Raw genomic sequence first — 12,137 nt, forward strand, 5'->3', positions numbered from 1 at the left:
GCTCAGTCCTCCAACACCGCGATGCCGGGCAGTTCCTTGCCCTCCAGGTACTCCAGCGACGCGCCGCCGCCGGTGGAGATGTGCGAGAAGCCGTCCTCCGGCAGGCCGAGCGCACGCACGGCCGCAGCCGAGTCGCCGCCGCCGACCACGGTGAACGCGCCCTTGCCGGTGGCCGTCACGATCGCCTCGGCCACCCCGCGGGTGCCGGCGGCGAACTTCTCGAACTCGAACACGCCCATCGGCCCGTTCCAGAACACGGTCCGCGCCTCGGTCAGCAGCACCGAGAAGCGGTCCACCGAATCCGGGCCGATGTCCAGGCCCAGCCAGCCGTCCGGGATCTCGTGCGCCGGAACCACTTTCGACTCCGCGTCGGCGGCGAACTTGTCGGCCACCACGATGTCGCGCGGCAGATGGATGACGTCGGCGTACTGCTCGAGCAGCCGCTTGCAGGTGTCGACCATCTCCTCCTGCAACAGCGAGGCGCCCACCGAAAGGCCCTGTGCGGCAAGGAAGGTGAAGCACATGCCGCCGCCGATCACCAGCGTGTCGACCTTCGGCGCGAGCGCCTCGATGACCGCGAGCTTGTCGGAGACCTTGGAACCGCCGAGCACGACCGCGTACGGCCGGTCCGGATTCTCGGTGAGCTTGGCCAGCACGTCCACCTCGGCCGCGACCAGCGTGCCCGCGTAGTGCGGCAGCGCCTGCGCGACGTCGTACACCGACGCCTGCTTGCGGTGCACCACGCCGAACCCGTCGGAGACGAACGCGCCGTCGTCGCCGACCAGCTCGACCAGCGCCGCGGCCAGCTTGGCCCGGTCGGCGTCGTCCTTGCTGGTCTCGCGCGGGTCGAAGCGGATGTTCTCCAGCAGCAGCACGTCGCCGTCGGTGAGGCCCTCCGACCGCGCCAGCGCGTCCTGGCCCACCACGTCACCGGCGAGCTGCACGTTGCGGCCCAGCTCCTCGGCGAGCCTGGCGGCCACCGGCGCCAGCGACAGCTTCGGGTCGGGTCCGCCCTTCGGCCTGCCGAGGTGCGCGGTGACGACGACCTTGGCGCCCGCCTCGGCGAGCGCCTTGATGGTCGGCGCGGAGGCGATGATGCGGCCGGGATCGGTGATCTGTCCCTGGTCGTCGAGGGGCACGTTCAGGTCGGAGCGCACCAGCACGCCCCGGCCCTCGACCCCCTCGCCGAGCAGGTCCGCGAGTGTCTTGACAGCCATGCGCGTCAGAGCGACTTGCCGACGAGGCCGATGAGATCGGCGAGACGGTTGGAGTAGCCCCACTCGTTGTCGTACCAGGAGACGACCTTGACCTGGTCGTCGATCACCTTGGTCAGCGGCGCGTCGTAGATCGACGAGGCCGGGTCGGTGACGATGTCGCTGGAGACGATCGGGTCGGTGTTGTACTTCAGGATGCCCTTCAGCGGACCCTCGGCGGCGGCCTTGTAGGCGGCGTTGATCTCCTCGATCGAGGCCGACTTGCGCAGGGTGGCGGTCAGGTCGGTGACCGAGCCCGTCGGGACCGGAACGCGCAGCGCGTAGCCGTCGAGCTTGCCCTGCAGCTCGGGCAGCACCAGGCCGATGGCCTTGGCGGCGCCGGTGCCGGTGGGCACGATGTTCAGCGCGGCGGCGCGGGCGCGGCGCAGGTCGCTGTGCGGGCCGTCCTGCAGGTTCTGGTCCTGGGTGTAGGCGTGGATGGTGGTCATCAGGCCGCGCTCGATGCCGAACTCGTCGTTGAGCACCTTGGCCAGCGGGCCGAGGCAGTTGGTGGTGCACGAGGCGTTGGAGATGATGTTCTGGCTGCCGTCGTACTTGTCGTCGTTGACACCCATGACGATGGTGATGTCCTCGCCCTTGGCCGGCGCGGAGATGATCACCTTCTTGGCGCCCGCCGCCAGGTGGCCCTTGGCCTTGGTGGCGTCGGTGAAGATGCCGGTGGACTCGACGACCACGTCGACGCCCAGGTCGCCCCAGGGCAGCGCGGCGGGGCCCTCCTTGATGGCCAGCGCCTTGATCCGCTGGTCGCCCACCACGATGGTGTCGTCGCCGTCGAGGGAGACGTCCTGGGGCAGCCTGCCCAGGATCGAGTCGTACTTGAGCAGGGTCGCGAGGGTCGCGTTGTCGGTGAGGTCGTTGACCGCGACGATCTCGATGTCGGTGGTGCCGAGCGCCTTCTGCGCCTCCACCGCCCGGAAGAAGTTACGTCCGATACGACCGAAGCCGTTGATGCCTACCCGGACAGTCACGTTATCGCTCCTCAACTTTCCAGCGGATCATTCCGATGTCCACTCACACTAACGTCCTGCCGTGACCTCGCCGACACGCACCTGGCTTTCACACGGCCCGCGATGCCTGGTCAGACGCCCGACCAGCACGAGCGGCAGAGGGGCGGAAACACGCGATCCCCGCGACCGGGGGCGGCGCGGGGATCGCGGAAAACGCGTGCTCAGGCTTCGTCGAGCAGTTCGGCCGTGACGGCCGATTCGGTGTCGGGCACGCCCAGCTCCTTGGCGCGCCGGTCGGCCATCGACAGCAGCCGCCGGATACGGCCGGCGACAGCGTCTTTCGTCATCGGCGGGTCGGCGAGCTGGCCCAGTTCTTCCAGCGACGCCTGCCGGTGCTGCACCCGCAGCCGGCCCGCCGCGGCGAGATGATCGGGCACGTCGTCGCTGAGGATCTCCAGCGCGCGTTCCACCCGCGCCGCCGCCGCGACCGCCGCCCGCGCCGAGCGGCGCAGATTGGCGTCGTCGAAGTTGGCCAGCCGATTCGCGGTCGCGCGCACCTCGCGGCGCAGCCTGCGTTCCTCCCACACCATCCTGGTGCCGTGCGCGCCCATCCTGGTCAGCAGCGCGCCGATCGCCTCACCGTCGCGCACCACCACGCGATCGGTGCCGCGTACCTCCCGTGCCTTGGCCGTGATGCCGAGCCGCCGGGCCGCGCCGACCAGCGCCAGCGCCGCCTCTGGACCGGGGCAGCTGACCTCGAGCGCCGAGGAACGTCCGGGTTCGGTGAGCGAGCCGTGGGCGAGAAACGCACCGCGCCAAGCGGCTTCGGCGTCGGCGATGCTGCCGCCGACCACCTGCGCGGGCAGACCGCGCACCGGGCGGCCGCGGACGTCGAGCAGACCGGTCTGCCGGGCCAGCGCCTCGCCCTCCTTGGAGACGCGCACCACGTACCGGGAGGTCTTGCGCAGTCCGCCCGCGCCGAGCACGTGCACGTCGGAGCCGTAGCCGTAGAGCTCGAAGATCTCCCGGCGCAGCCTGCGCGCGATGGACCCCATGTCCACCTCGGCCTCGACGATCACCCGGCCGCCGACGATGTGCAGGCCGCCCGCGAAACGCAGCAGAGCGGACAGTTCCGCCTTGCGGGAACTCACCTGCGACACCGTGAGCCTGCTCAGCTCGTCTTTCACATCGGCTGTCATCGCCACGGGACGCGCTCCTTTCCACCCAACCCGGAACGCACATCCTGACCCATGTGCCGTCCCTCGACTCGAAGCCCTGCCATTTGCGGCCGAGGTTGCCGGATCAGTTGATCCAGTGCGGCGGCAAGTTTTCCGGGGTGATGCCGGTCCGTTCCCGCTTCGGCGACATCGGAGAAGGTTACTCGCGCCCGCAACTGCTCGGCAGCCCTGGCCACATGTTCCCGCTCGCGGCCCTCCGGCACGCAGCCGGAGTCGACCAGCACCTCATCGACGACGAATTCCGGTGCGTGCTGGGACAATACATGCAAATGCCGTTCGGCGGAGAACCCCGCGGTCTCCCCCGGCTCCGCGGCGAGATTGAGCACGAGGACTTTCCGCGCCCTGGTGTACACCAGGGCCTCCCGTAGCTCCGGGACGAGGACGTGCGGAATCACGCTGGTGAACCACGATCCCGGACCGAGCACCACGACATCGGCGTGTTCGATCGCCGAGGTCGCCTCCGGGCTGGCCGGTGGATCGGACGGAATCAGCCGCACCCGCCGCACCTTACCCGGCGTCGTGGCGATGGCAACTTGGCCGCGAATGCAGCGACTGACCCGAGGATCGGCCTCGAGCCCGGACACATCCGCCTCGATGTCCAGCGCGATCGGCGACATGGGCAGCACCCGGCCGGTGATGCGCAACATGCGGGCGACTTCGTCGAGCGCGGCCACCGGGTCGCCGAGCACCTCGGTGAGCCCGGCCAGGATCAGATTGCCCACGGAGTGCCCGGCCAGCGCGCCGGTGCCGCCGAAGCGATGCTGCACGGTCCGCGTCCAGACGCCGTCGGCGTCCTCGGCCAGCGCGGCCAGGGCCATCCGCAGATCACCCGGCGGCAGCACCCCCAGCTCGGCGCGCAGCCGCCCCGATGAGCCCCCGTCGTCGGCGACGGTGACCACCGCGCAGATCTTCCTGGTCAGCCGCCGCACCGCGGTCAGCGTCGCGTACAGCCCGTGTCCGCCACCCAGCGCGACGATGCTGGGATTGGATTCCCAACCGGTCATTCTCGCCCCAGATCTCGATGCACGACCCGGACCACGTCGGCGGACTCCTCCGCCGCGCCGGTGACCTCGCTCATCAACTCGCCCAGTGCCTCGGCAATCGCGACGCTCCGGTGCTTGCCTCCGGTGCAGCCCACTGCGACCGTCATGTATCGCTTCCCCTCTTGGCGGTAACCGTTCGTGGTCAGCTCGACCAGGTGGTGGCAGGTGCGCAGGTAATCCTCCGCACCGGGACGCGACAGCACGTACTCGCTGACCACCGTCTCCTGACCGGTATGTTCCCGCAACTCCGGTATCCAATGCGGATTGGGTAGAAAACGGACATCTAACACCATGTCCGCGTCCAGCGGAACCCCGTACTTGAAGCCGAACGACTGCACGGTGAGCTGCAACGCGGTGGGCGCGCCGCCGCCGTAGGCCTCTTCCATCTTGCGGTGCAGCTGATGGATGGACAGCTCGGTGGTGTCGATCACCAGATCGGCGGCGGCCTTCACGGCCGAAAGGCGCACTCGCTCGGCGGCGATGCCCGCCGACAGCGTGCCGTCCTTGCTCTCGCTCTGCAGCGGATGCCTGCGCCGCGCGAAACCGAAACGGCGGATCAGCACGTCGTCGGAGGCCTCGAGGAAAAGGACTCTGGTGCGCACGCCGAGAGCCCGCAGTTGCTCGGTGACCACCGACAGGTCGCCGGTGAAGAACCGGCTGCGCACGTCCATGACCAATGCGAGACGGCGGATCGGCGGCTTCGCCGAAGCGCCCAGTTCCACCATCCGCCCGAACAGCTCGGGAGGCAGGTTGTCGGCCACGTACCAGCCGAGATCTTCGAGCACGCGGGCGGCGGTGCCTCGGCCCGCGCCCGAGAGCCCGGTCACGATCACGACCTCGACCTGTGGGTTCGCCCCGCCGACGGCGCTGGACGAGGCCGCTCGTCCCGCGCTCGTCGGCGGGCTGCCCGCACTGCTGTTCGATTCGACGCGTGTCATGTCCTACCGGATCCGTCTCTGGGGTGCCTTCCGATCATCGCGCACCGGCTTCGGTATCGGCCGCAGACACAACGTACGCGAAACCGAAACTTCCGGTGCACTGTCGACTGACTATTCGGACTCGAGCGCCGCAAGGACCGCTTTCGCGGTCGCCAACCCGATGCCGGGCACCTCGGTGATCTCCTCGACCGTGGCCTGCTTGAGCTTGGCCACCGACCCGAAATGGGTGACCAGCGCGGTCCGGCGCGCCGTGCCGAGCCCGGGGACCGAGTCCAGCGCCGAGGCGGTCATCCGGCGGGAGCGTTTGCTGCGATGGAACGTGATGGCGAAGCGGTGCGCCTCGTCCCGGACCCGTTGCAGCAGATACAGCGCCTCGCTGGTGCGCGGCAGGATCACCGGATCGCTCTCGCCGGGCACCCAGACCTCCTCCAGGCGTTTGGCCAGTCCGATCACCGCGACATCGGTGATGCCCAGCTCGTCGAGCACCTCGGCGGCCGCCGCGACCTGGGGCGCGCCGCCGTCGACGACGAACAGGTTGGGCGGGTAGGAGAACTTGCGCGGACGCCCGGTGCGGGGATCGATGCCGGGGCGGGAGGTGAGGTCGAGCGCGTCCTCGTCGCCTCCGGTCGCGGCGAGATCCTCGTGCTCCATCAGGTCGCGCTCGCGGCGCAGCTTGAGGAAGCGGCGGCGGGTCACCTCGGCGATGCTGCCGACGTCGTCGGAGCGGCCTTCGCCCGCCGCTTCCCGGATCGTGTAGTGGCGGTACTCGGACTTGCGGGCCAGACCGTCCTCGAAGACCACCAGCGAGGCGACCACATCGGTCCCCTGCACGTGGCTCACGTCGACGCACTCGATGCGCAGCGGCGCGGTGTCCAGCTCCAAGGCGTCCTGGATCTCCTGCAGCGCTTGCGATCTCGAGGTCAGATCGCCCGCGCGCTTGAGCTTGTGCTGGGCCAGCGCCTCCATCGCGTTGCGCTGCACGGTCTCGGCCAGCGCCTTCTTGTCCCCGCGCTGGGGCACGCGCAGCTTCACCGCCGAACCACGCAGGTCCGACAGCCACTGCTGGACCTGCTCGACATCGGCGGGCAGCTCGGGCACGAGCACCTCGCGGGGCACCACGGCGGCGGGCTGCTCGTCGGCGGCCTGCTCGGCCACCGCGACCTGCTCGCCGTAGAACTGGGTGAGGAACTGCTCGACCAGCGCGGCGAGCTCCCCGCCCGCCTCCGGGACGTCGACCGCGTCACCCGACTTGTCGACCACCCAGCCGCGCTGGCCGCGCACCCGGCCGTCGCGCACATGGAAGACCTGCACCGCCACTTCCAGTTCGTCGGCGGCGAAGGCGATGACGTCGGCGTCGGTGCCCGTGCCGAGCACCACCGCCTGCTTCTCCAGCGCGCGGCGCAGCGCTTGGACGTCGTCACGCAGCCGGGCGGCGAGTTCGAAGTCCAGGTCTTCGGCGGCATCGTGCATCCGGCGCTCCAGCTCACGGACCAAGCGATCGGTGCGGCCCGCGAGGAAATCGCAGAAGTCCTCGACGATCGCGCGATGCTCCTCGGCGCTCACCCGCCCGACGCACGGGGCCGAGCACTTGTCGATGTAGCCGAGCAGGCACGGACGCCCGATCTGGCTATGCCGCCGGAAGACTCCGTTGGAGCAGGTGCGCGCGGGAAACACCCGCAGCAGCAGATCCAGCGTCTCGCGGATGGCCCACGCGTGCGCGAAGGGGCCGAAATAGCGGACGCCTTTGCGCCGTGCGCCGCGGTAGACGAACAGCCGCGGGTATTCCTCGTTCAGGGTGACCGCGAGCACCGGATAGGACTTGTCGTCGCGGTAGCGGACGTTGAAGCGGGGGTCGAACTCCTTGATCCAGTTGTATTCCAGCTGCAACGCCTCCACCTCGGTGGAGACGACCGTCCACTCCACGCTGGCGGCCGTGGTGACCATCTGCCTCGTGCGTGGATGCAGCCCGGCGACGTCGGCGAAATACGAATTGAGCCTGCTGCGCAGGCTCTTGGCCTTGCCGACGTAGATGACCTGCCGATGGGCGTCGCGGAATTTGTAGACGCCTGGTTCGACGGGGATCGTGCCCGGCGCGGGCCGGTACGTCGCTGGATCTGCCACCCATCCAGGGTATAGACCGGGACCGACAGCCCGGCCGACGGCGGCTCCCGGCGGAGTTCAGCGCACGGGGACGCCGAACCACGCCTTGGCTTCCTGGCGGCACAGCAGGTGCACGACGGCCGCCGATGTGGCCAGCGAGTACCCCGCGGCGACGAGGCCGACGACGGGCGGGACGGTCGCGAGGTCCCTGACCGCCCAGCACCCGACCACCGCCTGCAGCAGTGCCAGCGCGAGCGTCAGCCTGCGCACGGCGGGCGCGCCCTCGGCGAATCCGAGCACGAGCAGGCCCAGCGCCCACGCGACGCAGAACTGGGTGGATGCCGTCGCGGCCGCGTCGCCGCCGCGAGTCAGATTCATCAGCACGGGATACGCGAGTCCGAATCCCGCCATCCCGGCGACGGCTTCCCGCACGTCCCTAACCGCGTCTGGCATGGCCGTTTCCACGCCGACGGAGGGCTCCTCACCGGAGAACGCCAAGCTCACAGCCGTACCCCCGTTGGTAGGCGAACCGTCCGGCGCACCTGCGAACACGCCGGAATCGCACCGTAACACGGTGACGTCCGGCACAACTCGGACTTCGGCGAATGAACCCGATCGATCCCGCCGGGGCCGAGCGGGTTACGCCACCAGACCGTGCCGGCGCAGCGCGGTCAGCAGCGCGTCCGGGCGCTCGGCGGTGGGCAGGGCCTCGACCAGAGCGAATCGGCTGCCCAGCGCCTCGGCCCCGCCGTCGGCCTCGGCGCTGTCGCCGATCATCAAAGCGGCTTCCGCGGGCACACCCAGTTCCCCCAGCGCGGAACGGAAGATCTCCGGAGCGGGTTTCATGGCGCCGACCTCGTAGGAGAGAGTGAACGCGCCGACCAGCCGATCCCAGCCGCGCGCCGCGAACGAGGGCCGGATGTCGAACGGGATGTTGCTCACCACCGCGACCGGAATCCCCTGTGCGGCAAGCAGATCGAGAACGGCAGCGCTGTCGGGGTAGGGCGTCCACTCCAGCGGGTCCAGCAGCCGGGCGTACAGTCGTTCGGCGTCCTCGTCGGTGGGCACTCCCGACGCGCGCAGCACCTTCATCATCACCTTGCGATGCAGCGCCGGGTCCAGGTCGCGGTGGTCCCAGGCGTACTGCGTCTCCTCGTCGAACTCGACGACCTGGTGGACCGGCGCGGTCATCCGCCGCATGATCTCGGCCTTCTCGTCCACGTCGAACGCCTGCCCGTCCGGGCGGGTCAGCTCCGCGTACCAGGACTCGTCGGCCTCCAAGCGGAACAGGGTCCCGGAGAAGTCGAACAGCACCGCCTCGATCGCCACTCGGCCAGCCTACCGGCAGCGCGCGCGGCACCGGCGGGTCCGCACACCCCTTCCCGGTCCTCCCCGATTCGACACACGCTGCGGCCAGGGCGATTTCGCCGGTGGGAAGGAAACCGGCGCGGCCGTCGGTAGCGGGCGTTAGAGTCCCGGCATGGGGCGCAAGCGAGGAACTCGGGTCGCCGCGGCGGCGGCGTTCGCACTAACCGTCGGCATGGCCACCGCCTGTTCGTCCGGCGAAGACCAGGCGGGCGGCGTCTGCGAGACGGTGCCGAACGGCACGCCGGTGACGGCTTCCGCGGCCGGGCCCGCGGGCAGCGGCACCAAAGATCTCAGCACCAACCCGGAAATAGCGTCCGGCTATCGTTCGAACATGACGCCGGTGCGCACGCACACTTTCGCGGTGTCCACGGCGAACCCGGTGTCGACCAAGGCCGCATGCGAGGTCCTGCGCGACGGCGGCACCGCGGCCGACGCGCTGGTAGCGGCCCAGACGGTGCTGGGTCTGGTCGAGCCGCAGGCGTCCGGGATCGGCGGCGGCGCGTTCCTGGTCTACTACGACGCGAACACCAAGACCGTGGACGCCTACGACGGCCGGGAGACGGCCCCTGCCGCCGCCACCGAGAACTATCTGCGCTGGATCAGCGACACCGATCGCACCGAACCCAAGCCGAGCACCCGGGCCAGCGGCCGCTCCATCGGCGTGCCCGGCGTGCTGCGGATGCTCGAACTGGCGCATCGCGATCACGGCAAGACCGCGTGGCGCGAGCTGTTCGACCCGGCCATCGGACTGGCCGATCAGGGTTTCCGGATCAGCCCCCGCCTCGCGGGGCAGATCGCGGAGTCGGCCAAGGACCTCGCCGCGGACGAAGACGCAAAGGCCTATTTCCTCAACCCCGACGGCAGCCCGAAGACCGCCGACACCGTACTGGCCAACCCGGCGATGGCGAAGACGCTCGGCGCCGTCGCCACCGAGGGCGCGCAGGCCTTCTACACCGGCGCCATCGCCCAGGACATCGTCGCGGCCGCGGGGCGGTCCTCCGGCGGGCGCACTCCCGGCCTGATCACCACCCAGGATCTGGCCGGTTACCAGGCGAAGAAGCGCACCGCCCTGTGCACCGGCTACCGCGAGCACGAACTCTGCGGCATGCCGAACCCCTCCTCGGGCGGCATCACCGTCGCCGCGACCTTGGGCATCCTGGAGAACTTCGACCTGGCCGCCCTGCGGCCCGACGGCATCGACCGCAACGGCGGCAAACCCGATGCCCAGGCGGTGCATCTGATCTCGGAGGCCGAGCGCCTCGCCTACGCCGATCGCAACAAGTACGTGGCCGATCCGGATTTCGTGCCGCTGCCGGGCAATTCGGCGCAAACCCTGCTCAATCGCGACTATCTGCGGCAGCGCGCCGGGCTGATCGATCCGAACCGCAGCATGGGCACCGCGCAGCCGGGTGACTTCGGCCCCGTGCCGCTCGGCGTCGGACCGCAACCGCCCGAGCACGGCACCAGCCACATCTCGGTGGTCGACAAGTACGGCAACGCCGCGGCGATGACCACCACCGTGGAGTCGGCGTTCGGTTCGTTCCACCTGGTCGACGGCTTCGTGCTGAACAATCAGCTCACCGACTTCAACGCCGATCCGCTGGGGGCCGACGGCGTGCCGGTGGCCAACCGGGTGCAGCCGGGCAAGCGCCCGCGCAGCTCCATGAGCCCGACGCTGATCTTCGGGAAGGCGCCCGACGGCTCGCGCGGCGCGCTCACGCATGTCGCGGGCTCGCCCGGCGGTTCGGTGATCATCCAGTTCGTGGTGAAGACGCTGGTCAACATGTTCGACTGGGGTCTGGATCCGCAACAGGCGGTCTCCGCGGTCGCCTTCGGCGCCGGCAACACTCCGTCCACCGGCATCGGCGGCGAACACCCCGCGATCGACGCCACCGACAACGGCGACCACGACCCCCTGGTGCTGCGGCTGCGTCAGCTCGGCCATCAGGTCTCGGTGGCGCCACAGACCAGCGGCCTCAGCGCCCTGAAACGCGACGGCGCCGACGGTTGGATCGGCGGCGCGGATCCACGGCGAGAGGGCGCGGTCCTCGGCGATACCCGGTGATCGAACGGGCGGGCGCGGTCCGGTGAGCGCCCGCCCTGTCCCGGCGGTGGCACGTCGGGCAATCGCCGAGCCCACCGGGACTATCTCCTCCGGACCATCGGATACACGACCGGACCCCGGCCGATCGGCAGCTCGCCTTGCGGCTCGAACCCGAATCGCGCGTAGAACGGCACCGTGCCGCGGGTGTTCGAGATCAGGAAGCAGTCCTGCTCGGCCGCCGCCAATCGCCGTTCGAGCAGCGCTGTCGCCAGTCCCCGGCCCTGCGCACCGGGCATCGTCCCGATGGCGGCCAGGTACAGATGCGGCGTCCGCGGCCGTGCGTGCTCCATTCGCCGCCCCGCGGCCAGCGCCCGAGCCGTGCCCGGCCCCAGTGCCCGCAGCAAGGTCAACGGCTTCGCCGTCGGTGACACCACGTGCGCCGGTTCCCACAACGCCACACACGCGAGGGTGCCCTCCGCATCGTGCGCGAGATCGACCAGGCCGTTCCTTCGGCGCGACGCGATACGCGATTCCCAGAACAGCGGCAACGCTTTTCGCCGCCGCGGCTTCCTCGGCCAGAAGTAGGTCATCAGTGGATCGTCGGCGAAAGCCGCCGCGAGAACGGACGCACCTGGCTCCATGACCGCGAGGCTAGACGACCACGCGGACCCGCGCGAACCGGGCAGCGCCCGCTCACTTCCTCCCGGAATACTTCGCGCCGAGTTCGCGCAGCCGAGCCATCGCCCGCGCCGCGTGCTCCTTGTCGTTCGAGCGGATCGCCAGCAGCGGGACGTAGTCGTCGTCGACCAACTCCAAGCGCGCCCAGGACTTCCGATCAGGGAAGGAAACGCCTCGGATGTAGTCCCAAGGGAACTCGTTGTCGCCCAGGATGTTTCGCACCGACACGCCCCGCGGACCGACGCGCAAGCGCGGCCTGGTCAGCAACAGCACCGCCGCGGCGCCGAGCACGCCGATCCCGATCATCGCGATCTGATCGGCCACCCGGAAGTTCACGCCGGTGGACCCGCTGCGCAGCCAGATACCGCCCACCGTGAACGCGGCCGCCACCAGCACCGCCGCGATCCACGCCGTCCGCACCGCGCGCCGGGGCCGCACCTCGAAGTCCCACTCGGACGCGTCGTCGGCCGCGACCGCGTTCCTCCGGAAGATACGGACGACCGGCAT

At 70.0% G+C, this 12,137-nt stretch carries 11 protein-coding genes; 1 reads left to right on the top strand and 10 read right to left on the bottom strand.

All coding sequences use genetic code 11. The features are described from left to right. Positions 1-2 precede the first annotated feature (2 nt). The 8 genes from ACH49X_RS02230 to ACH49X_RS02265 all read right to left on the bottom strand — a co-directional run bounded on the left by ACH49X_RS02230 (position 3) and on the right by ACH49X_RS02265 (position 8,869). The gene (locus tag ACH49X_RS02230) at positions 3-1,217 is read right to left on the bottom strand and encodes a phosphoglycerate kinase (protein WP_195080226.1); all 1,215 of its coding nucleotides are present in this window, start codon (positions 1,215-1,217) and stop codon (positions 3-5) included. Between the two features lie 5 nt (positions 1,218-1,222). Beyond that, the gene (gene gap / locus ACH49X_RS02235; protein WP_063017743.1) at positions 1,223-2,242 is read right to left on the bottom strand and encodes a type I glyceraldehyde-3-phosphate dehydrogenase; all 1,020 of its coding nucleotides are present in this window, start codon (positions 2,240-2,242) and stop codon (positions 1,223-1,225) included. Positions 2,243-2,442: 200 nt separating this feature from the next. Further along, entirely contained in the window at positions 2,443-3,426 is a 984-nt protein-coding gene (gene whiA, locus ACH49X_RS02240; RefSeq protein WP_043693711.1) for a DNA-binding protein WhiA, read from the bottom strand. Continuing rightward, positions 3,417-4,463, bottom strand: a complete 1,047-nt coding sequence (gene yvcK / locus ACH49X_RS02245) for a uridine diphosphate-N-acetylglucosamine-binding protein YvcK (RefSeq protein ID WP_067801940.1) — start codon at positions 4,461-4,463, stop codon at positions 3,417-3,419. Before yvcK ends, whiA begins: the two co-directional genes overlap by 10 nt. Further along, positions 4,460-5,440, bottom strand: a complete 981-nt coding sequence (gene rapZ, locus ACH49X_RS02250) for an RNase adapter RapZ (protein ID WP_195080227.1) — start codon at positions 5,438-5,440, stop codon at positions 4,460-4,462. The genes yvcK and rapZ overlap by 4 nt, the downstream gene beginning before the upstream one ends. 111 nt (positions 5,441-5,551) lie before the next feature. Next, entirely contained in the window at positions 5,552-7,561 is a 2,010-nt protein-coding gene (gene uvrC, locus ACH49X_RS02255; RefSeq protein ID WP_195080228.1) for an excinuclease ABC subunit UvrC, read from the bottom strand. Positions 7,562-7,618: 57 nt separating this feature from the next. Next, the gene (locus ACH49X_RS02260) at positions 7,619-7,993 is read right to left on the bottom strand and encodes a hypothetical protein (protein ID WP_195080229.1); all 375 of its coding nucleotides are present in this window, start codon (positions 7,991-7,993) and stop codon (positions 7,619-7,621) included. Positions 7,994-8,179: 186 nt separating this feature from the next. Further along, positions 8,180-8,869 (bottom strand): HAD family hydrolase, encoded by a 690-nt coding sequence (locus ACH49X_RS02265; protein ID WP_357105511.1) that lies wholly within the window; start codon positions 8,867-8,869, stop codon positions 8,180-8,182. 211 nt (positions 8,870-9,080) lie between these two features. Between ACH49X_RS02265 and ACH49X_RS02270 the strand changes: the two genes are divergently transcribed. After that, on the top strand, positions 9,081-10,973 hold the full coding sequence (locus tag ACH49X_RS02270) for a gamma-glutamyltransferase family protein (protein ID WP_357207274.1): 1,893 nt from the start codon (positions 9,081-9,083) through the stop codon (positions 10,971-10,973). 80 nt (positions 10,974-11,053) lie between these two features. Here ACH49X_RS02270 and ACH49X_RS02275 read toward each other — a convergent pair whose 3' ends face one another. Further along, positions 11,054-11,593: a GNAT family N-acetyltransferase gene (locus ACH49X_RS02275; protein WP_195080232.1), complete on the bottom strand. Its 540-nt coding sequence runs from the start codon at positions 11,591-11,593 to the stop codon at positions 11,054-11,056. Between the two features lie 52 nt (positions 11,594-11,645). Then, complete coding sequence (locus ACH49X_RS02280; protein WP_195080233.1) at positions 11,646-12,137, bottom strand: PH domain-containing protein; 492 nt, start codon at positions 12,135-12,137, stop codon at positions 11,646-11,648.

The organism is Nocardia sp. NPDC019323 (assembly GCF_044389845.1).
Taxonomy (GTDB): Bacteria; Actinomycetota; Actinomycetes; order Mycobacteriales; family Mycobacteriaceae; genus Nocardia; species Nocardia implantans.